Source organism: Actinomadura verrucosospora, assembly GCF_039540335.1.
Taxonomy (GTDB): Bacteria; Actinomycetota; Actinomycetes; order Streptosporangiales; family Streptosporangiaceae; genus Spirillospora; species Spirillospora verrucosospora.
Window position 1 is genome coordinate 60,610 of record NZ_BAABEV010000026.1, and the last position, 26,122, is coordinate 86,731.

At 67.3% G+C, this 26,122-nt stretch carries 20 protein-coding genes, 1 tRNA gene and 2 pseudogenes; 12 read left to right on the plus strand and 11 right to left on the minus strand.

Annotated elements, in window-relative coordinates; translation table 11 throughout:
- Positions 1-55 precede the first annotated feature (55 nt).
- Positions 56-553, plus strand: a pseudogene (locus ABD944_RS25640) (IS5 family transposase); the annotation flags it as partial.
- Here the strand turns inward: ABD944_RS25640 and ABD944_RS25645 are convergent.
- Entirely contained in the window at positions 550-963 is a 414-nt protein-coding gene (locus tag ABD944_RS25645; protein ID WP_345180665.1) for an SsgA family sporulation/cell division regulator, read from the minus strand. The pseudogene ABD944_RS25640 and the gene ABD944_RS25645 sit on opposite strands and share 4 nt — an antisense overlap.
- A 287-nt stretch (positions 964-1,250) precedes the next feature.
- Between ABD944_RS25645 and ABD944_RS25650 the strand changes: the two genes are divergently transcribed.
- Together ABD944_RS25650 and ABD944_RS25655 are read left to right on the plus strand one after the other, a co-directional pair.
- A complete protein-coding gene (locus ABD944_RS25650; protein ID WP_345180668.1) occupies positions 1,251-1,676 on the plus strand; it encodes a TIGR02611 family protein in 426 nt (141 codons plus the stop codon).
- Positions 1,677-1,761: 85 nt separating this feature from the next.
- Positions 1,762-1,833 (plus strand) — tRNA-Val (locus ABD944_RS25655).
- An 811-nt stretch (positions 1,834-2,644) separates the two neighbouring features.
- On the opposite strand, the gene ABD944_RS25660 is transcribed toward ABD944_RS25655, so the two are convergent.
- From ABD944_RS25660 to ABD944_RS25670, 3 genes are all read right to left on the minus strand, one after another.
- Positions 2,645-2,845 (minus strand): hypothetical protein, encoded by a 201-nt coding sequence (locus ABD944_RS25660; protein WP_345180670.1) that lies wholly within the window; start codon positions 2,843-2,845, stop codon positions 2,645-2,647.
- A 182-nt stretch (positions 2,846-3,027) separates the two neighbouring features.
- Entirely contained in the window at positions 3,028-6,222 is a 3,195-nt protein-coding gene (locus ABD944_RS25665; protein WP_345180673.1) for a helicase-related protein, read from the minus strand.
- The gene (locus ABD944_RS25670) at positions 6,219-7,820 is read right to left on the minus strand and encodes a DUF262 domain-containing protein (protein WP_345180675.1); all 1,602 of its coding nucleotides are present in this window, start codon (positions 7,818-7,820) and stop codon (positions 6,219-6,221) included. Before ABD944_RS25670 ends, ABD944_RS25665 begins: the two co-directional genes overlap by 4 nt.
- Positions 7,821-8,372: 552 nt before the next feature.
- Between ABD944_RS25670 and ABD944_RS42515 the strand changes: the two are divergent.
- Positions 8,373-8,495: pseudogene (locus ABD944_RS42515) on the plus strand (IS701-like element ISCARN75 family transposase); the annotation flags it as partial.
- A gap of 113 nt (positions 8,496-8,608) precedes the next feature.
- Entirely contained in the window at positions 8,609-9,085 is a 477-nt protein-coding gene (locus ABD944_RS25680) for a hypothetical protein (protein WP_345180782.1), read from the plus strand.
- Between the two features lie 101 nt (positions 9,086-9,186).
- On the opposite strand, the gene ABD944_RS25685 is transcribed toward ABD944_RS25680, so the two are convergent.
- Positions 9,187-9,534, minus strand: a complete 348-nt coding sequence (locus ABD944_RS25685) for a hypothetical protein (RefSeq protein WP_345180677.1) — start codon at positions 9,532-9,534, stop codon at positions 9,187-9,189.
- Positions 9,535-9,567: 33 nt separating this feature from the next.
- Here ABD944_RS25685 and ABD944_RS42520 point away from each other — a divergent pair, with 33 nt between their 5' ends.
- From ABD944_RS42520 to ABD944_RS25700, 4 genes are all read left to right on the plus strand, one after another.
- A complete protein-coding gene (locus ABD944_RS42520) occupies positions 9,568-9,771 on the plus strand; it encodes an IS3 family transposase (RefSeq protein WP_425550319.1) in 204 nt (67 codons plus the stop codon).
- Positions 9,741-10,388 carry an IS3 family transposase gene (locus ABD944_RS25690; RefSeq protein ID WP_345180680.1) on the plus strand — a complete coding sequence of 216 codons (648 nt, stop codon included), beginning with the start codon at positions 9,741-9,743 and terminating at the stop codon, positions 10,386-10,388. Before ABD944_RS42520 ends, ABD944_RS25690 begins: the two co-directional genes overlap by 31 nt.
- Positions 10,389-10,720: 332 nt before the next feature.
- Entirely contained in the window at positions 10,721-13,768 is a 3,048-nt protein-coding gene (locus ABD944_RS25695; RefSeq protein WP_345180682.1) for an NACHT domain-containing protein, read from the plus strand.
- 134 nt (positions 13,769-13,902) lie between these two features.
- The gene (locus ABD944_RS25700; RefSeq protein ID WP_345180685.1) at positions 13,903-14,043 is read left to right on the plus strand and encodes a hypothetical protein; all 141 of its coding nucleotides are present in this window, start codon (positions 13,903-13,905) and stop codon (positions 14,041-14,043) included.
- A gap of 925 nt (positions 14,044-14,968) precedes the next feature.
- Here the strand turns inward: ABD944_RS25700 and ABD944_RS42525 are convergent.
- A complete protein-coding gene (locus tag ABD944_RS42525) occupies positions 14,969-15,235 on the minus strand; it encodes a TerD family protein (RefSeq protein WP_378189986.1) in 267 nt (88 codons plus the stop codon).
- A gap of 80 nt (positions 15,236-15,315) precedes the next feature.
- Positions 15,316-15,738: a TerD family protein gene (locus ABD944_RS42530; protein ID WP_378189856.1), complete on the minus strand. Its 423-nt coding sequence runs from the start codon at positions 15,736-15,738 to the stop codon at positions 15,316-15,318.
- A 1,793-nt stretch (positions 15,739-17,531) separates the two neighbouring features.
- Here ABD944_RS42530 and ABD944_RS42535 point away from each other — a divergent pair.
- Positions 17,532-17,966, plus strand: coding sequence for a transposase (locus tag ABD944_RS42535; protein WP_378189983.1), 435 nt, complete (start codon positions 17,532-17,534; stop codon positions 17,964-17,966).
- Positions 17,967-18,212: 246 nt separating this feature from the next.
- Complete coding sequence (locus ABD944_RS25710; RefSeq protein ID WP_345180689.1) at positions 18,213-18,914, plus strand: VOC family protein; 702 nt, start codon at positions 18,213-18,215, stop codon at positions 18,912-18,914.
- Positions 18,915-19,074: 160 nt separating this feature from the next.
- On the opposite strand, the gene ABD944_RS25715 is transcribed toward ABD944_RS25710, so the two are convergent.
- Genes ABD944_RS25715 through ABD944_RS25730 form a run of 4 tightly spaced genes read right to left on the minus strand, consistent with a single transcriptional unit; the run spans position 19,075 to position 24,350 of the window.
- Entirely contained in the window at positions 19,075-20,508 is a 1,434-nt protein-coding gene (locus tag ABD944_RS25715) for an aldehyde dehydrogenase (RefSeq protein ID WP_345180692.1), read from the minus strand.
- Positions 20,509-20,552: 44 nt separating this feature from the next.
- Positions 20,553-22,013, minus strand: a complete 1,461-nt coding sequence (locus tag ABD944_RS25720; RefSeq protein WP_345180694.1) for a peptide MFS transporter — start codon at positions 22,011-22,013, stop codon at positions 20,553-20,555.
- 14 nt (positions 22,014-22,027) lie between these two features.
- Positions 22,028-23,095 (minus strand): threonine aldolase family protein, encoded by a 1,068-nt coding sequence (locus ABD944_RS25725; protein ID WP_345180696.1) that lies wholly within the window; start codon positions 23,093-23,095, stop codon positions 22,028-22,030.
- Positions 23,088-24,350: an amidohydrolase gene (locus ABD944_RS25730; RefSeq protein ID WP_345180699.1), complete on the minus strand. Its 1,263-nt coding sequence runs from the start codon at positions 24,348-24,350 to the stop codon at positions 23,088-23,090. Before ABD944_RS25730 ends, ABD944_RS25725 begins: the two co-directional genes overlap by 8 nt.
- 195 nt (positions 24,351-24,545) lie before the next feature.
- Between ABD944_RS25730 and ABD944_RS25735 the strand changes: the two genes are divergently transcribed.
- Positions 24,546-26,111: a GMC family oxidoreductase gene (locus ABD944_RS25735; RefSeq protein WP_345180701.1), complete on the plus strand. Its 1,566-nt coding sequence runs from the start codon at positions 24,546-24,548 to the stop codon at positions 26,109-26,111.
- The last annotated feature ends 11 nt before the right edge of the window (positions 26,112-26,122 follow it).

A 26,122-nucleotide genomic window follows, 5' to 3' on the forward strand; every position in this document is an offset into this window, starting at 1 on the left:
TTGGTTTGTGGCTTGATGATGGCCATGGTGCGGCGACATGAGTTGACCGATGCGGCCTGGGCGGGGATTGAGCCGTTGCGGCGGACTGACCACCAAGATCCACCTGGCCTGCGACGGGCGCGGCCTGCCGCTGGCGTTCACCGTGACCGCCGACAACGTCAACGACTGCACCCGGCTGATCGAGGTCGTCGAAGCGATCGCGATCAGCCGGACCGGGCCGGGCCGTCCGCGCACCCGGCCCGGGCACCTGATCGCCGACAAGGGCTACTCCACCGGCATCATCCGCGACTATCTGCGGCAGCGGCGCATCCCGCACACCATTCCCGAACGCAGCGACCAGCTCGCCGCCCGCGCCCGGCGCGGGCACCGCCGCTGCGGCTTCGACCCGGACCGCTACCGCCGCCGCAACGTCGTCGAACGCTGCTTCAACCAGCTCAAACGCTTCCGCGGCCTGGCCACCCGCTACGACAAGCTCGCCGCCCACTACCGCGCCGTCGTCACCATCGCCAGCCTCATCCGCTGGCTCAACCACGATCCACAAAACACGGCCTAGGACGGCCAGAGCAGGTTCTCCAGCTCGGCGTCGATGTCGATGAACTCGCTCTCCTCGCCGGCGGGCACCGCCTGGTACGTCCGGTGGAGGAAGTCGGCGAGAGGGGAGAGCGGCACCTCGAACAGCGCGTCCCCGAACGGGGAGGACAGCGCGATGTTGAGCGTGCCGTCGTCCTCGCCGGGCCAGACCTCCACGTCCCCGTTCCCGACCTTGCGCACGATGCCGACGGTGAGCAGCTCCCGAGCGAAGATCCACTCGACCGGCTCGTCGTCGCCCACGTAGAAGGCCATCCGGATCGCGTACGGGTCGTCGGCCGCGTACTCCAGCCCGGCCAGCAGAGGGACGGTCGTGCGGTCGGGGACGACGAGACGAAGGCCCAGCTCTGCTGAGACGGTGGTACTGCTGTTCATGGCCATTCCCTCTTACGTCGGTCCCGCTGGCTCACGGGGTGCCTCGGTGGCGGTACTCCTTCCCACCGACATCCCCGCGATCTATGACGCCTAACTGCCTGAACTCGGCCGAACATTCCGGCGTCCCCGGCGTTTGTGATCCATCTCACCATAGCAAAACCCGCGTCTGACCTGGGCAAAAGCGGATCATTCGCAAGATTCCTTCGTGCCGCCCCGCCTGCCCCGCGGCCCGATCCGCCCACCCTCGCGGCCTCCCGAGCGCCCATCCGCTGGCTTAGAGTAAAACCGTGGCAATAAATCATGAAAAGGACGCCCCGCCCTCGGAACCGCGCCTCTCCCACCGCTTCCGCGCCCGCATCCGGCGCAACCCGCTCCTCAACACCGCCTGGCGCGCCGGCGTCTTCCTCACCGGCGCCGCCGTCCTCGCCGGCGGCCTGATCATGATGGTGACCCCCGGCCCCGGCCTCCTCGGCATCGTCATCGGCCTCGCCATCCTCGCCACCGAGTTCGCCTGGGCCCAGCGCGCCCTCCACCGCGCCAGGACCGCCGCCGACCGAGCCAAGAAGAAGGCCCTCGACCCCCGCGCCCGCCGCCGCAACACCATCCTCGGCGCCCTCGCCGCCGCCGCCCTGGCAGCCGCCCTGACCGCCTACCTGGCCGTCTACGGCGCCACCCTCCCCTGGAACATCGAAGACCCCACCTTCTGGAGCTGACCCAAGCCCCGCCCCCCGCAAACCGGCGCGCGACCACCCCCGCAGATGCGCTAGAGTTTCCGACGTCGGAACACGCGTTCCGCAGGGGCGATTAGCTCAGTGGGAGAGCGCTTCGTTCACACCGAAGAGGCCACTGGTTCGAACCCAGTATCGCCCACGTTTCCCCAGCTCAGAGGCTTGCTCTCGAAGAGAGCAGGCCTCTTGTTGCTGTTCGGGTCTGCCGAAGTGGTCACACGTTCATCGAGGCATCACCGCAGGTCAGCCGTCCGCCAGTGATTCGGGCCGCGCGTGATGAGACTCATGGGGCAGATCTGGGGTACGGATCATGCCCCGGTTCGAATGTGGTCAGTTGGTTCGGCTAGAGGCTGGTCACTCGTCGTGCTGGCGAGACATGCGCTCTGCCGGCCACCCGGCCCGCCATGCCCGCAGACGCCCAGGAGCTTGCCACCAGCTTGACCTGGGCTGATAACGGGGGCGTCCGTGTATTGCTCACCCGCTGCGCGTGGACATCTCTTACCCCGGAACTTGGAAGTCAGGGCAAAGCCGCTGTTGGCGCCAACCCCCTGCACCACGGGCGCTCCACGGCCTGACAGGAGGCCCAGTGCGTTCAACTGGGAGGAATCTGGGAGATCATCTCTCTCCCGCCCGAATGAGGTCACCAGATCCCACCGTCGATAGGTCACTCTCCGTAAAAGTCGGTGGTGCCGCAGACGTCATCCTGTCGGGAGTTGGCGGGGGCGTGTGGCCGCGGTGGGACACCTCGGGGTCGGGCTGTTCCCAGGCCAGCGCGCCGGCAGAGCTCTACTAAAGATTTCCTCTGTCGGGGGCTTAGTCCCTGATCGACGTCAGAACCGATGTAGGCGCAACCGTCGCCTGGCCCGTGGCGAGAACCACCTACATCACTGATTTCTGCTACTTCGTGGGCCATGCGCGCGCATCCCAGTCAGTCCGTGATCTGCGGCGATGTGCTATTCCTGCGCCGGTGAGGTTCGTGTCATCGGGGTGAGGTCGTGCTCGGGACCATCGGGCCACAAGCGGGCCAGGGTCTCGGCTTCCACCGTCAGGGTGGCGGCCACCAGGCCCCAGGCTTGTTCGAGCCCGTGCGGGGCGATGGCAGCGTTCGAGGTGGCGGCGTGGAGCCGGTCGAGGAGTCCTCCCGGTGCGATCAATGCCTCAGCAAGGCGCCCTGCGTCGGTGCCGCGGTGACGGCGGGCGAGCCGGCCTAGGTGGATGTGGAGGACTCGACACAGCCCCGCGGTCTGCGCCTTGGTGGGTGTGGGCCGAGTTTGTGGTTGGTAGCGCGACGGCAGCCCGACAGACCGCTGGCGAGGATCCCACGGGCTGTGGCCGGTCACCGGCGCGTCCGGGCGGGACGGGCGGCCGGCAAGACCATCCAGGTGATGAGCTGGATTCGCTCGGCAGCGAGCGCGGCCGGGATGCCGCGTGCGTCTGCGATGGCAGCGCGGGCATGGTCGAGTAGGTCACCGACAAGCGCCAGGTGGGTGTCGGGCATCGGCGGGTAGTCGGTGTGCGCTGGTGGCTTGCCAGCAGCATCGACGGAAGTGATCCAGTCGGTCGGGTCTAGGCGGGCGTGGCGCAGGCAGTGGGCGGTGTCCAGGACGGTTGCGCCGTGTCGTGCGCCGGCGTACACGTGCGCAAACGCCGCGCCCGCACGTCTGCCGGAAGCGTCGGTGATCGAGAAGCAGTACACCACCCCTGGATTGGTGAAGGTGTCCGGGTGGACGGCGCCGGCGCCTCGGGGCAGGCCGGTGATGGCCTGTCTGACCGCTGATAGGCGTTGGGCGTTGCCCAGCCAGGCAAGGTTCCAGCCGTGGTCGCGGAGCGGGTCGTCGTCGACCAGGCCGTCCAGCAGATCGGGGAATTCCTCAGGGTTCCTGGCCCACCGTCCCAGGCTGGTGTAGCTGCCGGTGGGACAGTCGGGGAACAGCGGGTCGGGCACCCCGACGGTCTCCTTGGCGGTTTCGGCTTTCATGATCAGCCGGTCCATGAGGCTCAGCACCAGGTCCAGCCCGGTGTCGGGCAGGATGGTCCAGCAGGTCACCTTGGAGTGGGCGCTGTTGATACGGCTCAGCCGGCCGATACGTTGCCCGAGCCGCTGGGGATTCCAGGTCAGGTCGTAGTTGATGCAGAAGGCAGCCTGCTGCAGATTCACGCCCTCAGCGAGCATGTCGGTGCAGATCAGTACGTCGTAGTCGTCGCTCTTGGGCGGAATGGTCCCGTCGCGGGATGGTGCTTGCGCGGTGTCGGGGGCGAACCGTGCCATCGCGTCGGTCCGCCCAGGGTCGTCGGGTGGCGGGAAGACACCGGTGTTGACGATGCGGCCGCGTAGCTTGGCGAACCGGTCGTCCTTTTCGACCAGGGCCTCCAGCCACATGCCCAGGTCGTGGGTGGAGGCGCGGGCACTGGCGAAGATCACGACTTTGGGTCCGCGTGGGTCGGCCAGCGCACGCAGGATCAGTTTGGCGACTGCGGACCGTTTGGGATCCTCTTGGCGGGCGCGGTGCGCCAGGTCGGCCAGCCGGGTCAGCAACCGTAGGTCATGGTCGAGGTCGGCGCGCATCGTCGGGATGTCGAAGAGGTGGGCGGGCAGTTCCTGGTAGTCCTCCGGCTTGCCGGGCTCCAGCATCAAGTCGGCGATGGCGTCGCCGTCGCCGAGGGCCCAGATGACGTCTTTACGGCGCCGCGGCAGACCGGGTTTGCAGGGAAGGCGGACGACGCCCTGGTCTAGGTCCGCCAATGCCTGCTGGGTCTTGGCCTTGACGTAGTCGACGGTGTGGGAGAGGGCAGCTGCCGAGGACTCCAGGCGTTTGCACAGCATGAGGCGGATCCAGCGGATCAGCAACGGGCTCAATGCCGTGGCCGCTCCGTCCAGGGCGGGGGAGTCGTCGGCCAGCAGGTACCGCGTCCGCTGGTAGACCGCGAAGGTGAGTTGCGGGCCCGGCTTGGCTTCGCCACGCAGCTCAGCGAGTTCTTCGGCCTGCTCTGCGGACAGCCCCACCGGGCCGACGGAGTCCAGGACCTCGGTCAGCAGTCGTCGGCCGTGGTCGGTGAGGCGGTAGTAGACAGGCTGGGGGTCCAGCGTGGGAAACGACAGGTCGCTGTCGGGATAGGCGTGGCGGATGAAGATGCGATCCCGGCGCAGGATGCGGCGTTCGAGGACGTCGTAAAACCAACCTCGATCGGCCTGGGAGGCGTTGCCGCGGGACACCTCGCGCAGAACTTTCCACAGGCGTTGCCCTTCGAGGCTGCGGTGGGTGCGCCGCACCCCGTCGGTCTCCTCCGGGATCCAATTCGGCTCCAGCTCCGGGTCGGCGAGCAGCAGCAACTCCATCAGGTCGCCCTCGTGGTTGTTGACCGGGGTCGCGCTGATCAGAACGATCTGTGCGTGCGGGTTGGCTTCCAGCAGGGACCGAGCCGCGAGCATTCCCTTGGTCAGCGGATTGCGGAGCGCGTGCGCCTCGTCCACGATCAGCAGCCCGCACGGCGGCCAGGTGTGCCCCTCGTCCTCCACCTTCTTGTACTGGTTGACCAGCCTGCGGTAGCTAATCAACTCGCAGTTCACGCCCCAGGTGGTGAGGCGGTCCTGCCAGGTGGCCACCAGGGATGTCGGAACCACGATCTTGACCGGGCCCTCCCCGCTCTGGATGGCCAGCCGGGCCACTTCTCCGGCGATGAAGGTCTTGCCGAGTCCGACCGCGTCGCCGATCAGCGCTCCGCGATAGCGGCGCAGGATCGTTCTGACCTTCGCCACGCCGTCGCGCTGGTAGTCCAGCAGTCCCAGGTGGCTGGGGGGTGCATTGACCTCATCGCCGTGGACCTCGTGGAGCATCCGCAGGAATACCAATGCTGGCGGGTAGGCCAAGAACCGGTCCCACACCAGTTGCGCCAGGTCGTAGGGCTCGGCCTGCTGCCACCACTGCGCCACCGTGGCGGCGATGGCGCGCGCGTCCTGAGCGGCGACGACACTGTTGATCTCGCGGTTGGTGGTGAAGCCTGCGCGGGTGAAGTTGGAAGACCCCACGATCGCCTGGACGTCGTGGCTGTGATCGCGGTCGTGGTCGATGATGACGGCCTTGGCGTGCAGGTAGCCGCGCTGGTAGCGGCGGCAGTGCAGCCGCGGGCCGTCCAGCAGCCGGGCTAGGTCCTGCAGTCGCAGCAGCTGGTCCTTGCCCAGCGGGATGTGGTCGAGCTCGGCCCGCAGCGTGTCCTCGACTCGGCTGCTCAGCGCTGCGACCTGGGCCGGTTCCGGGCCGGTGGCGTCGATGCGGGCCAGCCGGTACAGCGAGACGAATTCATCGGGCGCCACGCCCATTAGGATCTGCACCCGGTGACCGCGCTCGATCAGGGCCCGGATCCGGCGGGTGAGCAGCATCAGCCCGCGAAAGGTCAGGAAGCTGGTGACGAACGTGATTCCGCCGGGCAGGTGTCCAGCGCCCAGCTCCAACCACTCATCCAGTTGCCGGGCGACCGAGGTGCCCCCGCCGTTCAGCAGCACTCGCGGAGCGCGCGTCTGCGTCGTGGTCATGCCTGCTCCTCCTGGCCGTGGGCGTGGGGGAGCAGCGGGGTCATCTGCTGGATGAACACCTCCAGCCGGCGCAGCAGGTCACGTTCGCGTTCCTTGACCACGATCTCCGGAACGGCCGCGGCCGTCCCGCGGGCCGGGACCGGCAGGCACTGGGCGTCTAGAGCGTCGTTGCCGCACCGTAGCTGCTCATAGGCGGCCGGCGTCCACCCGCCGTGCTCACGCAACACCTCAGCGGTCGCCGCCGTGGCCAGCACATAGTTGCCGAGAGAGTGCTCGAGCTCGCCCCGCCACAACGGCACCAGCGTCATCGGAGTCGAGGGGAACACCGCCTCCGGCTCCAATAGATCCTGCACCCCCAATCCCGCCGGGCATCCGCAGGCGAGCGCATACAGCGTGGCCACGGTGCCGAACCGGCCCCGCACGCGCGACTGAAGCCGCTCGTCCGCCACTCCCGGCCAGGGGTCAGCGGCCATCCGCACCGCCAGCGCCTGGCAGGCGTCCTGGTAGCTAGCGGCCGACAGCACCACCCGCAGGTCCTGTTCAGCCAGCCCCTGGATGGTGCGATACCGGTCGGTGACCAGAGCGTGCACCAGCCACCGGCGCGCGAACCCGTCCTGCAGCGCCTCAGGGAAGCGGGCCGCCAGATGCATCAGCAGTTGCAGCCCGGCGGGCATGTAGATCAGCGAAGCGTCGACCAGCCCGTAACGCTCGGCGCGGTCCATGACACCCTCGACTGCATGCCGGGCGCGGGTCACCGCGGCGACGACCTCAGCGGGGTCGGCCTTGTCGACCTTCAGGCGCCGGGTCCGCGCGGGCAGCTGCCGCTGGATGAGTTCGTTGAGGAGTTTGCCGGTCACCACCGCGGAAAAGCCGCGGCTCGCCGCCTTCCAGCGCAGCGGGTCCAGCACGTCGCGCCGGGCTCCTGGCACCACCAGTTCCAGTGCGACCGTCTGGAATTCCCAGTCCGCCAGGCCGTTGTCCTTGTTGAGCCGCCGGTAGGTCTCGGCGGCGCTGGCCAGATCACCGTAATGCCAGCTGACCGGCAGGCCGGCGTTCAGAATCTGGCGCCGCATGTCCCCCAACTTGGCGGCGTATTCAGCGGCTTCCCGGCTGCCTTCCTTCACCCCGGCCTCGATGACCAGCTCCGGAATGTCGGCATCGTCGGCGAGCAGGTCGCGGAGTGCCACCTGCGGATGCCGGCGCTTCCTCAACGGGCGGATGGGCAGCCGCCGGGTGGACTCCAGCACCACCCCTGCCTGCAGAGCCGGCCCGCCGAGCGCCTCCCAGATCCACTCGGGGAAGCAGCCGGGCCGGATACCAGCCGCAGCACAAGTCGCGGTCGAACGCTGCTGCCCGTCCAGGATGTAGGTCATTGCTTCCGTGGTCGCGTGGTAGCGGCCGATGTCCGGCCAGGCGTTGTCCTGCGGCTTGGACCACACCATCCCGCTGACGGGGAGCCCCCGTGCGATCGAGTCGAGCAGCTCAGCCACCCACTCTGGGCCCTTCTCGAAGGCCCGGCCGAACGACACGACATCGAATTTCCCCGCCCGCCCCATCTCGAGTATGTCGCTGATCTTGATGATTGTCGGGTCTGCCATGGTTGCCCCCAGCTCTGAACGGCCCCCTGCCTGGGACGATCCGGCCCTCACCGGATCAAGACCGTGACCCAACTATGAGCGGCACCCTCCGACAAAGCGCATCTGCGTCCGTGCAAGGAACGCGAATTGTGGCGATTTCTTCCTGTGAATCAGCATCCCTTGTGACAGGGGGTATCAAGACGCGGGCATGAGATGTTCAAGCCGACGTTCTTTTTCTCAAGAAGCCCCGTTTTGACGGCATCTCCGTGGCAAATGCCGGGCAAGGTTCCCTCAACTGCCCGATGGTTACGCCATCAGCAGCTCGATACGCAACGCCCGACAGATGCTGAGTGGTCTCGGGGGCGCTTCGGTGGCCCGCTGACGTAGTACGGCAGTCGTAGAACGTGATCTGAGCAGGCAAGCACCGGCCGTAACGTAGGACAGCAGTCCGTTGATCTTCAGGTGGGAGCCGTGGGTCCAGCCAAGGAAGACGTGGTGGCGCTGGTGAGCGACCTGCCGCGCAAGAACTGCTGAACGATCGCTGAGCATGCGGGGGATGCGACGCCGGGCAGGATGCAACATCTGCTGGAACGCGCGAAGTGGGACCCGATGGCCGCGATGGCGGCGGTCCGTGGTTTCGTCCGCGAGCGCCGGGACGATGGTGACACGGTCGCGATTCTGGACGAGTCCGGTCAGGAGAAGAAGAGCACCGCGACGTTCGGGACCAAGCGGCAGTACGTTGGCTGCGCGGGGCCGGGTCTCCAACGCCATCAACATCGTGTACTGCAGTTTCGCCACCCAGGCGGGGCATGCGCTGGTCGGTGCCCGCCCCTACCTTCCACGCGAATGGGCCACCGACCCCGACCGAGGCCCGAGCTGGGGTCGCCGAGGAGATCGCGTTCGCGACCAAGCCCGAGCTGGGCCAGCAGATTCTGGCCGACCTGCACGCCGAGGGCCGGCTCCCGGACTGGGTGACCGGCGACGGGATCTACGGCCGCGATCCGGTCCTGCGCGCCTGGCTGAAATCAGACCAGGTCAGCTTTACCGCCTGCGAGGAGGGCAAGTGCAAGGATAAGGTGAGAGAGTTGAATAGCGTTCGCGGTACGGCAGCGGCAGATCTGATGACCCTTCACAGTACTTCCCTGAAGACTGTGGCCCCCTGCGATTCGGGGGACCCGCCTTACCTGAGCACTCGGCTTAACCCCTCGATCCGGCCCGAGCAGGCGACTCGCCGCTTGGAAGGCAACGGGTGGCGTATCGCTGAGACGTATCGCCGACCGCGGTAATTCTAAAAAGTCGTCCCCGTGTGGCAGGACGAGACAGAGGCTTCATCGCGCACTCGCGGCGACCGATCGATTTCTCCGGAGTGTCCACCTGACCAGGTATTTCATTCGTGCTGGGATACGTACTTGACCCAGATGAGCAGCAGCAGCAACGGTATGGCCATGGCGACCGCCAGCCCTAGAGCGATCATCACCGGCTGCGCGATACGCGTTCCGTGAGTGTTCTCCCATTTTCGCTCGTGGAAGATTAAGCCGAGCGAACCGATGATGAAGACCCCGAGGAGGCCGAGCGGCCCGGCGCGGCGGTCGAGACGGCCAAGGACGCCGAGCTGGCGCGGCTGCGCAAGGAGGTCGCCGAGCTGAAGCTGGAACGGGAGATCCTGCGCAAGGCGGCCGCCTATTTCGCCAAGGAGACGAGCTGGTGAGCCGCTTCGGCTTCGCCCGTGGATCATCGCGGCGCGTTCGGCGTCCAGCGGCTGTGCCGGGTGCTGGGCCTGTCACGTTCGGGCTATTACCGCTGGTGCGGCTCGGCTCCGGGGCGGGCTGCGCGGGTCGCCGGCGATGCGCGGCTGGCCGGACGGATCCGCGGCGTGCATGCCGCTTCGGGCGGCGTCTACGGGTCGCCGCGGGTGCATGCCGAACTGCGGAGGCGGGCACGATGGTCAACCGCAAGCGGGTGGAGCGGGTGATGCGCGAACACGGCATCGTCGGCCGTCACCAACGACGCCGCTACCGCACCACGGTGCCCGCTCGGGCTGCCGCGGCGGTGCCGGACCTGCTGCGCCGCGACTTCAGCATCGGCCGGGCCGATGAGCGCTGGTGCGGGGATGTGACCTATCTGCCGGTCGCCGGCCGGTGGATGTTCCTGGCCACTGTGATCGACATCGGCACCCGCCGGGTGGTGGGCTACTCGATGGCCGAGCACATGCGCGCCGAACTGGTCGTCGATGCTTTGAACGCGGCGGTGCGGACCCGCGGCGGCGAGGTCCCGGGCGTGATCTTCAACTCCGATCACGGCGGGCAGTACGCATCAGCCGCGTTCGCCGGCGCGTGCGCGGCGGCCGGGATACGCCAGTCGATGGGCGCGGTCGGTTCCAGCGCCGACAACGCCCTGGCCGAGGCGTTCTTCGCCAGCCTCAAACGCGAGATTCTGCCCGCCGGCGGCTGGTCCACCATCACCCAGGCCCGCCTGGCGGTCTTTGGCTGGCTGGCCTTCTACAACACCCACCGCCGCCACTCGGCTCTCGGCTATCTCAGCCCGACAGAGTACGAGAAGCGATCAACTACGCTGACCGCTGCCGCATAGCAACCGGTGTCCACGATCAGGGTGGAAGTCCCTGGTTCACACACACCCACACGATCACAGCGGTGGCCGTCTCACGTCCCGGCCTCGATCAGACCGAGATCTCCAAGTGCGGCTGGAGTGGTTGAGGCTCCCGCAAGCGGATGCTCGGGTGTCCCTTGAGCTCTTTGGTGGCTGTGCCGCAGACAGTAGCCCTCATATCGGCTATATCGCGATATAGTCATTCTTCCTAACCGCCTGGGGTGGTGCGGTGCTCTATGTGAGCACAGACGGTTGGGGACTGTGTGCCGTCAGGCGCCCGGATCGGCGACCAATGCTGGAGCTAAGGGGGGCTCGTGACAGGGACATTAGCGGCCGAGCAGTTCGCCCAGCTGGAGCGCAGTTACCTGCGGTCCGGCGCGGACGGCGTCTACACGGTTCACGAGTGTCTCGCGGCGTCGGACTTCCACCTTCGCTTCGTCACGATGTGCACGGCCGCTGCGCTTCGCAACAGGGATCCTGATCAGGTGAGGCTCGGGCGGTCGCCCGGCTACGGCGCTTACGTCTCCTATCTGAGGACCGCGCTGTCCATCCTGCAAATACCCGATCGGTCCGACCGTGCCGGAGTCGAACGAGTCGTCCGGTTGATCGAATCCGCGCTGCACGTGGTGCTAGATGGCAGCGGAGAGGCAGGAGTGCCTGGTCTCGAACAGCTGCGGAACCATGTCTTCCATGGGGGTGCCATCCCGGATGGCCCCAACGGAGAGGCATGGACCGTGCGCGCTCGTACCGCTGTGGCGGAGACGTCCCGTGCCATCATGGAGTTCCTGAGTAACGCCACCACCGTGATCTCTGCGGGTGAGGCCGGGCTGGACCGCGTCGAACTACAGTGGACTGACAGCAGACTGCACCTGTGGCCGTTCGTGTGCGCCGACAAGTTGGGGAACTGGTGCATATTCTCGAATTTCACCGGGCGGTTGCCCGTCTATGTGCGCCGAGGCCAGCAGAGCGTACGAGTGGACGGCCGCGGTGAAAAACTTATGTACGCCCTCTATGAATCAATGGTTCCAAAACTAGAAGACAGAACCCTTCCGGATTTCATCGGAGATCTGCGGGCAGATCTCAACGGCTTCCGGGACAGAGATCATGAACTGCACCACGATGAGCGAGGCGGTATCGTCAATATCATCTGGGTGCGGGCGACCGGCACCGGAACCGAGGAACGATCCGACAATTTCCGCATTGGGTACGGTGAGCAGCGCGAATGGGAGGAGGAGTCGGGGCGCTGGATTCCTTATCCTGACTTCCTGCGTGCCATGGCCAACTGGCCGGTCGTCGCAACGAGGATACGGCAACAATTGCAAAGCCTCGAAGAGCGCCTGCTCGAGGAAGAGCAGGCGACGCTGGGATGGGCGCGCAGGTCGTCGCCGGTCCTCATCGAGCCGATGATCCGTCTAACTGACCTGCAACTGTCGCATGATGCGCGGCCACCACTTCCTTTTAGAGCCCTGCTGGAGGAAATGGACGAGCGTCCAGCGGTGCGAGGTTCCAGGACCCGCATCTATTTCGTGACAGGTGAGGCAGGGATCGGAAAGACTCGCGCGCTGCTAAGCACCGCATTGAGGCGAGCGAAGCAGGTCGAGGCCGAGAACGCCGGGACGGATTCACAGGATCGACTTCCCCTGTTCCTCTATGTGAGGTCGACGGGCCAGGCATCCAGCAGCCTGCAGACCGTCGTGGGGGCGGCCGTTAGCGAGACGCGCAACCTCAATGAGGACGCTGTGCGCACGCTGTGCCGCAACGGGCTCATCACCCTTTTCATCGACGGATTTGACGAGCTACTCGGCGGCCTCGGGTATGGTGACGCGCTGGGCTCGCTGCGGACCTGGATTGAAGCTATGGGGGGCCGCGGTGTCATCGTCGTCTCCGCCCGCTCCTCGTACTACCTACAGCAGTACCGAACGAGCCTGCAGCAGACGCAGAGCAACCGTAACCTGGCCGTGGAGCACCGGGTGGCGCTCATCCAGCGCTGGACCGACTCCCAAGTCGTCCAGTTCCTTGAGCAACACGGGCTGGGAGCCAGTGAACGGGACGCACTCGGTGACGAGGACCAGTCGCTTCTAGGTTTGCCATTCTTCGCCAGGGTCTTTGTGCAGGCGACGCAGCAGGACACACCCCGGGACCGGCCGCTCCCGGACCTGATCATCGAGCAGTACCTCGCTCGCGAGGCCGCGAAGCTCATCGCCCCGGGGGATCAGGAACGCCCTCTGCTGGACGCCGGAGAACTCCGGATCGCCTTTGAGAATCTGGCCGAACTGATGGCGGATAAGGGCGAACGCGAGGTTACTTTGGACGACCTGCAGTTCGCGGTCGAGATGGGCCTTGGCAGCACCGACATCGAGAGTCGGCGCGGCCTTACCGACCGGCTCTCAGTCCTGTGCGGGATCGCCGTCACCGGCGGCTCCGCGGCGGACCGGCGCTTCTCCTTCCAGCATGAACTGTTCTACGACTTTTTCCTGGCCGACGCGATCCTCCAGTATCTGCGGCGGGGCCAGTTCGAGCAGGTGTTGGGCACGCTGCGCCGCGCCCAACTGCGCGTCGCCACGGTCGCGCGAATCGTCCGTCTCGCCGCGGAACAGACCGCGATCCTGATCATCAGGGCCGACGAGGTGAATTCGGCGTCGGTTCAGGCAGAGCAACTTGCTCTGCTTCGCTCCAATATCGGAGAACTGTGGATGCGGTTGGTCCAGCGGACCGGCCGACTGGGCATACCACTGATCGGAAATGCGACGTTCGAAAGACTCGACCTGACCGAAGTCGAGCTCGACTCCATCCGTTTCGTGGAGTGCGAGTTCGGGACCCTGGTCCTTCCGCCCCAGGGCACCTGGGCCATGCGACTAGACAGGTGTTACATTGAGACGTTGTGGGTCAAGGGCCAGGCATCGCTGGATGGGGTGAAGAGCTTCGATGGCAGCGTCGTGTCTCAGATGATTTACCGGGACGCGCTGCTCGAAAAGCCGAGCGAGGTCGCACGTGAGCTGCACAAGCTGGGCGTTCCCGTCCCGCTGAGGGAGGACGCGGCGACCGAGAGCCGACTTGAAGAGGCGGCGTCGTATTTCCTGGACAAGATCGCACAGAGGGCCGACACTGTCTTCGTCTTGAAGCACGGCTACCAGTCCGCCACCACCAACATTCGCTGGCCGCACGAATACGGTGACGCCGTATGGGCGGACTTCATTCGTATCCTCCAGCAGTCGGGGGTCGCGGAACTGATGACGTTGCCCGCCTCCGGTCCCCAGATCCTCCGGGTCAAGTTCCTGGCGTCGGTCGAAGCTCTGCGCGACCGTGACTCTAGCGATGAGACCATCGCCCAGTTCTGGGAGCTCGCTGCGAAGCGGTCTTGACATATTCACTCGAGGGTGCAACGAGCCGTGAGACGGACGCGATCAGGAAGTGTGACTTCTTCGCTGCCGATTCCAGCGTGGCCATTACCCCAGATCGCCATCGCCACCAGGGCGGGTCTCCGGTTGCAGCCAGCGTGGCCGACCTGACGATGAGCTTCATCGGCGCCTCGAGCGAGAGCCTGCATTGGCTCCTCCAGGAGCTACCCCTACGGCGCGGCCGCCTTGACGGCGAACTTGGCGACCAGGCCTTCGCCCTGGCCGATCCCGACCGCTAATGGTCGAACCTGCAGGCCATGTCCGGCGGCCCCGAGTTGACCGCGGGTGGGGACAGCGAGCCGCCGCTCTCGCCGCCTACTGCAAGTAACCCGACGACGAAGGCGACGCTCATCATGTGCTGCACCTGCACCTCAGCCGTGGCCGTTGCTGGGACGACGCCGGGGTAGGGCTGCTAGACCTGCACGGCCTCAGAGGTGAGAAGCGGATCACCTCATCGGTGCTGTTCGATCTGGCGAGCTGTCTTTCGTGGTCGTGGCCGGGCTGGGTGGCCTGGTGAGTCTGGTGGTGGCTCACCGCAAGCAGCGCACCGAGGAGAACGCCGCGCTGGGCGAACAACCCGACCGGTGCACTGATCGAACCCGCGCGGCGTTCCGGCTACTTTGGGTCAGTGCGGTCGTTGGCATGGGGTGTTAATTGTGGGAGATCGCAACGGACCTGATCTTCCCTGAGGTGCGCTGTGAAGGAGCAAAGGATGCTGTCTGAGCTGCGGTGTTGTTGAGAGGCGGCTTCCATGGGCTTGATTGATCGTGTTCACACCGAAGAGGCCACTGGTTCGAACCCAGTATCGCCCACCCCAAGTTTCCGCAGGTCAGAGCGTTGCCAACGACGTGATCTCGTGTGTTCCAATGAGCGCTTCGTAGTCTCGGGAGCCAGTTTCGGGAGCCACCGTACGCTTCGCAGTTTCCCGAAGCGCTCACACAGACGGTCGATCAACCTGAGTGCGTCATCTCGGGCTGGTCAAGGTCTGCGGTGAGGCCAGGTCATCGGGGTCCGGTAGACCACGAGCCTGAACATCGTGTCGGCTCTTATTGTCCCGATCGTGGCGACGTTGGGCTCGATGGGCGGCCGATCGGTGGCGGGGGCGCACCATGGCGCCCGGCGCGGCGCTTCCCGAACCTTCCAGACCCCGTGATCCCCGGCTCGCTAAGCACGCTCACGTTCTGGTCGCAGCGCGGTACGCCCGCAACTGCACCGGCCTCCTGTCCACCGTTCTCGGGCTGCCGCGGTACCGTCGCCAGCGGGCGCTCGACCGCTTGGCTGTGTGGCAGAGGGGACTGATTGGTGGCGTGCGTGGACGCCGTAGGCGCGGGCCAATCCGTCCAGACCGTCGGACCATCCCTGGCCTACGGCACGGAGCTTCCACACAGTGGCCCCATTGGCGGTGTGCCGGTAGAACTCGGCCATGACCATGGCCTTGATGTGCGGGTCGGCTCTCACGGGAAAGTGCCACGCGGCGCCGGTGACGCAACTGGTCTCGAGGTAGGCGTTAATTAGAGCTTCGCAGGGAGGCCGGTGTCGACGTCCATGTTGACCGAGACCACCACGCGGTGGACGTGGGATGGAAGGGCCGCCAGGTGCAGCGCGGCTCGTTCAACGGCCTGTGGGCCGGTGGCGTCTTTGCCGAGCAGGCGGGCGGCTCCGCCCGCGGCTGTGGGCTGGTTGTAGAACACGAAGTCCTCGTCGCTGGCGACGAGGTCGTTCTCGCCGATGAGCAGTAGGGTCAGGTCGGCGTCCGGACCGGTGAAGCCGAAGGTGATCAGGAGCCCTTGGTGAGCGGTCTCTGGCAGCACCACCGTCTGCCCCGGCACCAGCGCCGTCGGCGGAAGCGGCTCGAGCGGCTGCGACACGGACGGGCGCGTTACTGAAGGCTGCGGTTGCGGGAGAGGCGGCAGGGGGGTCGGTGCGGCCGGCATCGGGGGCCGCGTCTGGGGCGGTGATGGTGCCGTCTGTTGCTTCCACCTGCGCGAAGGGCGTGAGCTGATAGTGGTCGGCTGCAGGCGGTTGCGGCGGCACGGGAGCGTTGGCCATGCCGGTCTCGATGCGCGCCAGTGACGCGGTGGCGGGTTCGGCGTCGTCCTGGAGGCTTGCCAACAAGGTGCGAAGTCCTGCGACCTTGTCGGTGTCCAGGGGCTTGACCTTGGTGGACAGATTGCCGGACGCGGTTGTGGTGATCGAGCAGGCCACTTCCTGCCCGATGTCCAGGAAGTGCAGCGCGTCTTGCGGCTGGCGCCAGGGGGTGCTCTCCACGGCCTGGCGGGTCCAGCGTCCGTAGGCGATTATGCCGAGCCGCTGGGTGTCGGGGATGCGGGTGAGGGCGGCCAGGTCGATGGCGGTGATGGCGGGTGCGGTGGCGAAGGCCTCTTTGAGGGTGGCGATGATGTTGGAGCCGAGGGTGGTCAGCCACCACAGCATCCGGTCGCGCTGGGTCAGCTTCTTCAATGTGGGCCGGCCGGCGGACGTCATACCGGGGGTCTGGTCGGGCAGGGAGTCCAGGTCCTGCTGGCGTATCACCACCGACAGGATCCCGTCCTGGACGCCGACGGCGCAGCCGGCGGCGGGGTTGTCGGCGAACGCGGTGTTCACCGCCTCGCACACGATGTCTTCATCGTTGCAGAGCAGCGCCTTCCACCATTGCGCCGCCTCGGCTGCCAGTTGCTGGTGCAGTTGCTGCAGGCGGGCCTGCTCGGCGCCTAGGTAGGCGGCGGCGTCCTGCTCGGTGGCTTGTTTGGCGGCCGCGCGTGCGGTCCGCGCGAGCCAGCCGATGCCCTGCAGATGGAACGCCAGCGCCTCCGCGCGCGCCCACGCGAGTCCGAGCTGCGGGGGAGGGGGACGACCGGAGGTGCGGCCTTGGGAAAGTCCTGCAGGTGGACGCTGGTGGATTGGCGCCGCAGTTCCTGCAGTTGGGCGATCGCGGCGTCCCGCTCTGCCGCCTGCTGAGCGCGTTCGGCTTGGCGCCGGGCTCGCTCTAGCTGGGCCGCGGACGGGGCTGTGGAGCGGCGGGCCGGTGCGCGCCGTGTCGTCGTTGTTCGCTTCCGCCCGCCGTTAAGGGAAGTGGATGCGTAGAACGGGCCCATGCCACTGGATAGGTGTGTTCCACCGGATCCCATACTGACCCGCGCGGCCCGGGGACCGACCGAAGTGCGCACCCCGCGGGTCGAGACTCGCACACTCATTCCGGGCACACCGACACGAAAACCGAATCCTATGATCCCCTCCCGCACTGGAGTGTCCCACCACCTGACCAGGCAGGCCGACGCATGACCACAACCTGCCGCACACAAGAGCCCAGCTCAACACTCCCAGTTCCCCTGGAGATGCCTCTCCCAGGTAAAGAATGATCTTGCTGGGGAGCGAGTGATCTGTGGGTGAACACCCACTTCTTCGGCGGAAAAATACTCGTCATATCCGTGATTGACCATGTCGACGGCACCACCTCGACTACCATAAGCGATCTTCCGGCTACCGTGGCGTGAGGTTCCCCCGTAGCGCGGAGCTTGTCCGTGGATCCGGGAGAAGCTCAGGCGGAGGTGGACGAGCCGGAGGAGGAAGCCGCGCGTCATCCGATCCGGGAGCCGGGAGGTGACCGGCTGCTGGACGAATTGCAGGCCCGGTTCCGTGACCGGACCTGAGGGCTGCGGCTGACCGCTGAAGGGTCCCTGTTCGGCGACCTGGTCAAAGCCATGCTCGAGCACGCTTCGAGGCCGAGCTGACCGCCCATCTCGGCTACGACAAGCACCACACCGACGGCTACGGCACCGGCAACTCATCCAACGGCAAGATCGCCAAGGCGGTGCAGACCGGGGTCGGGCCGGTGCCGCTGGCGATGCCCCGTGACGAGGCGGGCTCGTTTCCAGCCGGTGCCGGTGCCGGTGCCCAGCGCGGGGCGGATTTCGGGTGGCCTGGAGGACATGGTCATCTCGTTGTATACGCACGCCATGACGGTGCACGACACCGTCCACCACCTCGACCAGGTTTACGGCCCCCACGCCGCCGACCCGTTCGGCAGCGACGAGGCACCCCTAAGGCTGGCTGGCATGTACGCCTGGAACGCCTCAACCAGGACAATTCTGCCCGGCGACAGATCATCGTCAACGTCATCCGTACCTACCTGGGCATGCCGCCGTGGTCCACATCGCGATGACCGAACTCATGACCCGCCGCTCACCGGCGAGAGCACCCCCACCTGGCGCGGCACCTGCCCGAACCAGGCAGAAACCGCAGGACGGAACAGCCACTAATTAGTCAAGGGGAGTCCTTCTATGTACAAGGCGATTACTACCTGGGCGATAGCCTGGAGGTCTCTTGTATGGGGGGTCTCGTGAACGAGGTAGTGGCATACGAGGTAGGAGAGCCCTGTTGGGCTGGCTTGTACAGTCCGAATAACGAGGTGTCGACGGCCTTCTATGAAGGTTTGTTCAATTGGAATTCGTACACGATCTCCTATGAACGGCTCGGCGACTGCACCACTTTCACCATGGGGCCGGACCCTGTCGAGACAGCGGGGATGACGAAGCTCCAGGACGACACTGAGGCACCTGGCTGGACCTGTTTCTTCAGCGTCACCGACACCGATGCGGCCGTCGGTACGGTCGAGGGGGCGGGCGGGCGTGCCTACTCGGACCCGTACGACAACGCCCATCTCGGCCGGGCGGCGCTGTGCGCGGATCCGCTGGGCGCCGGGTTCGGCCTCTGGCAGGCGTACATCTGGCGCGGCGCGTTGAAGAGCGGAGAGCACGGGACGCTTGCGTGGATCGAGTTGCTCTGCCCGGACGTCGAAGCGGCGAAGCGCTTCTACGCGGACGTGTTCGGCTGGACGTTCACCACCGAGGACCACGGCTCCGGCGCATACACCTTGTGCCGCCTCGGTGACCGCTATGTCGCGGGCATGTCCCAGGCAGACCGCCTCCAATACGGGGACGCGCCCGCCTGGGCTCCTTACTTCGCGGTCACCGACTGCGATACCTCTGCGGACCGGGCCGTCGAGTTGGGAGGTACCGTCGAGGCACCGCCGATGGAGGGCCCGGTGGGCCGCGTCGTCGTCATCGCCGATCCCACTGGAGCACAGGCGGGACTCATTCAAGGCGGTTGACCGGGCCGCGTGAACTCCTTCTGCGTTCTGCTGCCATCGCGTTCGCTTGGCACGGCGCCAGGACCGCCAGGCAGTGCTGCACCTGACGGTCCCGTGTCGAGCTTCCTGCCGCGGTAGTCGTCTGGCCGGTGTTCGCCCGGTCGGGGCGGCGGTCACTCTGTCAGCAGTAGACGGACTTGAGTTGCTGGTAGCCGGCCATGCCCTCAGGGCCGAGTTCGCGGCCGATACCGCTGGCCTTAACGCCGCCGAAGGGCGCGGCCGGGTCGGGCATGTACCTGTTGATGCCGATCGTTCCCGTGCGGACCCTGCGGGCCAGGCGCAGTGCCCGGTCGGTGTCGGTAGACCAGACGGTGCCGCCCAGGCCGTAGTCGGAGTCGTTGGCGATTCGCACGGCATCCTCGTCATCGCGGTAGGGGATGACGGTGAGGACCGGCCCGAAGATCTCCTCCCGGCTGATTGCGGCATCGTTGTCGACGTCGGCGAACACGGTCGGGTCGACGAACCAGCCGCGGTCGTGGTCGGCGGGGCGGCCGCCGCCCGTCGTGACGCGGCCGCCCTCGGCCCGGCCCTTGGCGATGCAGGATTCCACGCGGTCCCGTTGGCGGGCTGTGGCCATCGGCCCAATCTGTGTGCCTGGATCGAGTGAGTCGCCGACGCTCATCGAGCGGGCGAACTCGGTGAAGACGTCCACGACCTCGGTGTACCGGTGCCGCGGCGCAAGCACCCGGGTTCCGAGGAAGCAGGTCTGGCCATTGTTTGCCAGGGTGGCGACGAAAAGGTCGGCGCTGATGGTGCCCAGATCCAGGTCGGCATCGTCCAGGACGATCGCGGCCGATTTGCCGCCCAGCTCCAGTGTGACCGGGCGCAGCAGCCGCCCGCAGGTCTGGGCGATCTCTCGGCCGGCGGCGGTGGACCCGGTGAAGGCGACCTTGTCGACGCCCGGGTGGGCGACGAGATGGGCGCCGAGGTCACGGCCGCCGGGGACGATGGTGAGGACGCCCGGTGGCAGGCCGGCGTCGATCGCTGTTCGGGCCAGGAGGAAGGCGTCCAAGACGGTCTCGGGGGACGGCTTGACGACGACGGTGCAGCCAGCGGCCAGCGCGGGGGCGATCTTCATGAAGCCGAGCGTCTGCGGGAAGTTCCACGGCACGATCGCCGCGACGACCCCTACGGGTTCTCTGAGTACCTTGATGCTCCCGCCCAGTATGCCTGGGCGGTTCTCCTCCTGCTGCGCTTCGGCGAGATCGGCGTAGTAGCGCAGCAGGAGGGCCGGGTAGAGGGCTTCCAACTGGGATGCGACCGCCACCGGCATCCCGTTCTGGGAAGAGACGAGCTCGGCGAACCGGTCCTTGCGGGCTTCGATCAGGTCGGCGAAGCGGCGCAGCGTTGCGGCCCGCCCGGCGGGGTTGAGGTCCCGCCATGCGGGGAACGCGGCGCGGGCGGCGGCCACGGCGGCGTCGGCGTCGGCCGGCCCGGCGGCCGGCACCTCGCCGATCGGCTCCTCGGTGTTCGGTGACACGACGCGGATCGTCATACGGGTTGTCGGGGCCACCCAGTCGCCGCCGATAGGCAGCGAGTCGTAACGCTTGATCATTGGTTTCCTTCCTTCTGTGCCTTGCGGAGCCTGCGCTCGCCGATTCACCGGGAGCCGTTCAGCATGGATTTGATCCAGGGGATGGTCATCGCGAAGAGTGCGGCCGCCCCGAGCGAGGCGAGGCCGAGGACGGAGAAGTAGGCGCCCTCGCGTGCGGGGGAATAGAAGCCTGCCAGCATGCCCGAGGCGGCCGATCCCGCCGCTGTGGACAAGAACAGCAGGGCGACTGTCTGGGTCTGGAACGCCTTCGGTGCGAGTTGGGTCGACAGCGCCAATTGCACGGGGGACACGAAGAGTTCCGCCAGCGTGAAGACCAGGAGGATCCCGGCCAGCGCGAGCGGCGGGTTGACCGCGCCGTCGTTTCCGGCCATGGGGAGAAAGAGCAGGAACGACAGGCCGATCAGGACGACTCCGACGAGGAACTTCGTCGGCGTGGACGGCTCGTGGGACCCGGCGCGGGCCCACAGCGACACGAGAATCGGGGTGAGGAGGATGACGAAGAATGGCACTGCTGAGCTGAAGAACTCCGGCGGCATGGCAAAGCCGAGGACGTGGAGGTCGAGGCGGGTTGCCGCGTAGACCTGCACGACCGTGAACTGCTGCTGGTAGAGCGCCCAGAAGACGCAGTTGATGAGGAACATCGGGATGAGCCCGTACACGCGGCGCCGTTCCGCGGCCGATACCTTCGCGCTGCACAGCATGGTCGTGAAATAGCCGACGATGACCGCCACCACGACGACGGTGATCGCGGTCGCCAGATGACGGATCGACAGCGCACCCACCGCGGCTGCCAGCACGAGGAGGAGTAGGACGCCGGCCGCTGCGGCGGCCGCCTTCACCATCGCGGACCGGGGCAGCTGGTCCGGCACGGTACGCCCGCGTGGGGCCAGGTGCCGACGTCCTCCGTAGAGCAGGACCAGGCCGATGGCCATGCCGATCGCCGCGATCCCGAAGCCGTAGTGGAATCCCAGGCGGGTGCGTGCGAGCCCGGTCAGAAGGGGGCCCGCCAGGGCTCCGATGTTGAGGCCCATGTAGAAGAGCAGGAATCCGTTGTCGCGGCGCCGGTCCCCTTCGCCGTACAGGTGCCCGAGCGAGGAGGTCAGGTTGCCGATCTGGCCACCGCTTCCCACCACGAGCAGGGCGAGCCCGATCCAGACGCCGGCGAATCCCGGAACGATGGCGAGTGCGACGTGACCGAGCATGATGAGCGTGACGCTGCAGAAGAGCGTCCGCTCCGAGCCCAAGAGCCGGTCGGCGACCCAGCCGCCGATCACCGTGCAGAGGTAGACCAGGCCGCCGTACGCGCCGATGACCGACGTGGCCTCTGCCTTGGACAGGCCCAGCCCGCCTTCCGACACCGGGAAGAACAGGTAGTACAGAAGGACGACCTGCATGCCGTAGAAGGAGAATCGCTCCCAGAGGCCGATTCCCACTAGCGTCACCAGTCCTCGCGGCTGGCCCGCGATCGTTGCCGGTCTCGCCGGGTCCGCATTCGTTGTGGTCATGGTGGCGCCCTTCTCTAGGCGGTCATCAAGGTCCGTGCCGTGGTGATGAAGTGGTCGATATCGGTGGTCTCGGTGTCGAAGGAACAGACGAACCGAACGGTGCCGGCCGCCGCGTCCCAGGTGTGGAAGGAGAATTCGTCCGCTAGGCGTGCCGTCATGGTCGGCGGCATCCTCGCGAACACCGCGTTCGCCTGAACCGGATGGAGGACCTCGACGCCCGGGACGGTGCTGAGGCTCAAGGCGAGGTAGGAGGCGGCGGAATTGGCCGCCATGGCGTTGCGACGCCACAGCCCGTCGGTGAGCAGGGCCACGAACTGCGCGCTCAGGAAGCGCATCTTCGAGGCCAACTGCGTCACCTGCTTGCGGGTGTGCAAGTAGTGCTGCGCGGCGGCGACTCCTCCGGCGCTCCCCGCGAAGACGACGGCCTCCCCGAAAAGCAGCCCGTTCTTGGTGCCACCGAACGAGAGGATGTCGACGCCCGCCGCTGTGCTGACCTCGGCGAGCGAGCTTCCCACCGACACGGCCGCGTTGGCCAGCCGGGCGCCGTCCATGTGCACCAGCAGGCCCCGCTCGCGGGCCCAGGCAGCCAGCTCTGCCACCTGGGCCGGCCGGTACACCGTGCCGAGTTCGGAGGCGTTGGTGAGCGACAGGACCGCGGGGACGACCTGATGCTCGCCGCGGCCGACGGGCGGCATGGCTGCTTCCAGCCGCTCGGGGGTGAGCAGACCGCGCTCTGCGGGCACGGGGATCACGGTGCTTCCGGTGAGGCGGGCCGGTGCCCCGCACTCGTCGGTGTGCAGGTGCGCGTCGGCTGAGCACATCACCGCCTGGTAGGGCCGCAGCGCCGCGGCGAGCGCGGACACGTTTGCGCCCGTACCGTTGAAAACCAGGAACGTCTGGCTGCCAGCCCCGAACTCCGCGGAGAGCAGGTCTTGCGCGCACGCGGTCCAGGAGTCCGCGCCGTAGCTCGGTGCGTGGCCGACGTTGGCCTCTGCCACCCTCGCCAGCACCTCGGGATGCACGCCGGACGCGTTGTCGCTGGTGAAGCCCCGCCGTGGCGGCGGGGGCCGCCTGTCAGCCATGGGAGGTCCCCAGCCATTCCATGGCGGCGGCGACCAGCGCGCTCACCCCGGTGGTGAGCGTGGGCTGCACAATCGGCGCGAAGAGCGGGGAATGATTGGACGGGATGTCCTCGTCCACCGTGCCCGCCTTCAACGCGGTGGCGTATGCCTCGGGATCGGTGCCGCCCAGCGACCAGAACACCGAGGGGGCACTGGCGGCCTCGCCGAACTCGCCGAAGTCCTCGCTGCCCATGATGGGCGCGATCTCGGTGGCCGCGTCGTCTCCCAGCAGCGCCCGCAGGGCGCCGGCGACCCGCTCGGTCGCCACCGGGTCGTTCACCGTGGGGGAGAACCGGGCCAACTCGTCGAACCGCGGTGGCCGGGGTGAGCCCGAAGCGGCGCACTCGGCCTCGATGATGCGCCGCACTGAGGACACCATGCGCGCGCTGACCTCCCGGTCGAAGCTGCGGATGCTGAGGCTGAGGTCGGCGTGGTCGGCGATGATGTTGGCCTTGGCCCCGGCGCGCAGAGCGCCGACGGTCAGCACCGCCTGCTCGTCTGCGGCCACCTCACGCGAGACGATGGTCTGGAGCCGCATCACCGTCGAGGCCGCCAGAACCACCGGGTCCACCCCGGACTGCGGCCGGGAGCCATGCGCGCCCCTGCCGTACAACCGCACGTCGAAGCCGTCGGAGGCCGCCAGGAACGGCCCGCTCCGATATCCCACGGTCCCGGCGGGGTGGGGGAAGACGTGCTGGCCCAGCACGACGTCGGGCTTCCCAGTGATCTCGAAGAGACCGTCGGTGAGCATGCGCTGGGCGCCGCCGCGCCCTTCCTCAGCGGGTTGGAACACCGCGATGAGCGTGCCGGACCAGAGGCCGGCCGACGCCGCCAGCAGCCGCGCTGCACCCAGCAGGCAGGTCACGTGGACGTCGTGGCCGCATGCGTGCATGAGCGGGACGGTCTCGCCCGTATCTTCCGTCGCGGTCGCCGTGCTCGCGTAGTCGAGTCCCGTCTGCTCCTTGACCGGCAGAGCGTCCATGTCCGCGCGGAGCATGACGGCGGGGCCTTCGCCGTTGCGTAGAACGCCGACCACGCCGGTGGCGCCGATCCCATCGGTCACCGCGAACCCGTCCATCTGAAGCCGGGCGGCAACGATGGCCGCCGTCCGGTGTTCGGCGTAGGCGAGCTCGGGATGCGCATGCAGATCCCGATAGACGGCCTCCAGATCCGGCATGGCCTCGGAGAGGGATCGCAGCACGTCCGGTGTGGGCATCGACACGACTCCAAAGTTCGATTAACGCACGTATGTTCGCTAGTGGAGGCATCGTAAAGCGACCTAGGCGTGCTGGCAATGGTTGATTTCGGCGGAACCGCCACGTCAGGGCGTTGCGTCGACCGCCCGGACGTCGTAGCGTTGAGCTCGAACGAAAGACGAACATCTGTGCGTTAATCGAACATGGAGGGTGCTGTGAGCGGGAACGGCTGGGATCTGATCGTCGTGGGGGCGGGTTCGGCGGGGGCCCCGCTCGCCGCCCGGGCAGCCGAGAAGGGCGCGCGGGTACTGCTCCTGGAGGCCGGCCCGGACTACACCGCTGCCGAGATGCCGGAGGTGTGGCGGTCGCCGAACCCGATGCGTGCTCTCCTCGATCCCACCGCCTCCGAACTCCTCATCTGGCAGGGCCTCGATGCGACCAGGACCGACCGGCAGGCCCCGGCGCCCTTCTGGCGGGGCCGCGGTGTCGGCGGCAGCTCTGCGGTCAACGGGCAGATCGCGATCCGGCCGCCGATGGAGGACTTCGATGACTGGGCCGGCGCCGGATGTACCGGCTGGTCCCCGCGGGATGTGCTGCCCTACTTCGCCAGGCTGGAGGACGACGAGCAGTTCGGCGACGAGCGGTACCACGGGCGCGGCGGCCCCATCCCCATCCACCGGACGCCCCAGGACCAATGGGGCGCGGTCGACGCCGCGCTGCACCGCGCGGCCACCGCGGCGGGCCACCCTTGGGCGCCGGACGTCAACGCGCCCGGCGCGACGGGGCTCTCGCCCTACCCGATCAACTCTCGCGGCGGGCGCCGGGTCACCACGAACGACGCCTACCTCGAACCAGCCCGGAGAGGGACTGGACTGACCGTCCGGGGGGACTCCCTCGTGGATCGCATCCTCGTCGCCGACGGCCGGGCTGTCGGTGTCCGCGTCGTCACCGGCGGCACCGCGACCAGCGAATACGCGGATCTCGTCGTGCTGAGCGCCGGAGCGGTCCACAGCCCGGCGATCCTGATGCGGTCGGGCATAGGCCCGGCCGGTGACCTGCGAGCGCTAGGCATCGAGGTGCTGCGTGACCTGCCGGTCGGCCAGGGGCTCCAGGACCACCCTGTGGTCTTCTTCGGCATCCCGCTGAACGCCGAGTCGGCGGTGCGCACGCCCGACGACCGGCATACCAACGTGTGCGTCCGGTATTCCAGCGGCGATCCGGAGGGGCAGCCGAACGACATGCTGCTCTCATCCGGCAACCAGAACGTGCTGGCGATGGAGTTCGCCGACCTGCGTTTCGGCGCCGGCGCCTTCGGGGTCTGGGTCAACCAGGTCTACTCCCGGGGGACGGTACGGCTGGCCTCACCCGACCCGACCGTCCAACCCGAAGTGCACGAGCGGATGCTCGCCGACCCCCGCGACCTCGCCCGGCTGCGAGCCGGCATACGGCACGTCGTCGACCTGGCCCGCAGTGACGACGTCGCGCCGATCACCGCCCACTCTCCGGACCGGCTCAACGAAGACCTGCTCAAGGTCATCGATGACGACACGGCACTGGACGGCTACCTGCTCGCCACCGCCTACGACGCCCAGCACGCGACCAGCACCTGCGCCATGGGCGACCCGTCGGCCCCGGCCACGGTGGTCGACCCGGACTGTCGCGTCCTCGGGCTGGACGGGCTCCGCGTCGTGGACGCCTCGATCCTGCCGACCGTGCCGCGCGCCAACACCAACCTCGTGGCGATCATGGCGGGCGAACTGATGGCGGACCGGATCGGCTGACGAGAAGGGAA

Excerpts from the sequence above, each read along its gene's own strand:
- ABD944_RS25720 (WP_345180694.1), bottom strand. The coding sequence starts at position 22,013 with ATGACCACAACGAATGCGGACCCGGCGAGACCGGCAACGATCGCGGGC.
- ABD944_RS25690 (WP_345180680.1), top strand. The coding sequence starts at position 9,741 with ATGGTCAACCGCAAGCGGGTGGAGCGGGTGATGCGCGAACACGGCATC.
- ABD944_RS25685 (WP_345180677.1), bottom strand. The coding sequence starts at position 9,534 with ATGATCCACGGGCGAAGCCGAAGCGGCTCACCAGCTCGTCTCCTTGGC.
- ABD944_RS25665 (WP_345180673.1), bottom strand. The coding sequence starts at position 6,222 with ATGACCACGACGCAGACGCGCGCTCCGCGAGTGCTGCTGAACGGCGGG.
- ABD944_RS42525 (WP_378189986.1), bottom strand. The coding sequence starts at position 15,235 with ATGGTCATGGCCGAGTTCTACCGGCACACCGCCAATGGGGCCACTGTG.
- ABD944_RS25680 (WP_345180782.1), top strand. The coding sequence starts at position 8,609 with ATGCGCTGGTCGGTGCCCGCCCCTACCTTCCACGCGAATGGGCCACCG.
- ABD944_RS25715 (WP_345180692.1), bottom strand. The coding sequence starts at position 20,508 with ATGATCAAGCGTTACGACTCGCTGCCTATCGGCGGCGACTGGGTGGCC.
- ABD944_RS25645 (WP_345180665.1), bottom strand. The coding sequence starts at position 963 with ATGAACAGCAGTACCACCGTCTCAGCAGAGCTGGGCCTTCGTCTCGTC.
- ABD944_RS25730 (WP_345180699.1), bottom strand. The coding sequence starts at position 24,350 with ATGCCCACACCGGACGTGCTGCGATCCCTCTCCGAGGCCATGCCGGAT.
- ABD944_RS25725 (WP_345180696.1), bottom strand. The coding sequence starts at position 23,095 with ATGGCTGACAGGCGGCCCCCGCCGCCACGGCGGGGCTTCACCAGCGAC.
- ABD944_RS42530 (WP_378189856.1), bottom strand. The coding sequence starts at position 15,738 with ATGCCGGCCGCACCGACCCCCCTGCCGCCTCTCCCGCAACCGCAGCCT.
- ABD944_RS25670 (WP_345180675.1), bottom strand. The coding sequence starts at position 7,820 with ATGGCAGACCCGACAATCATCAAGATCAGCGACATACTCGAGATGGGG.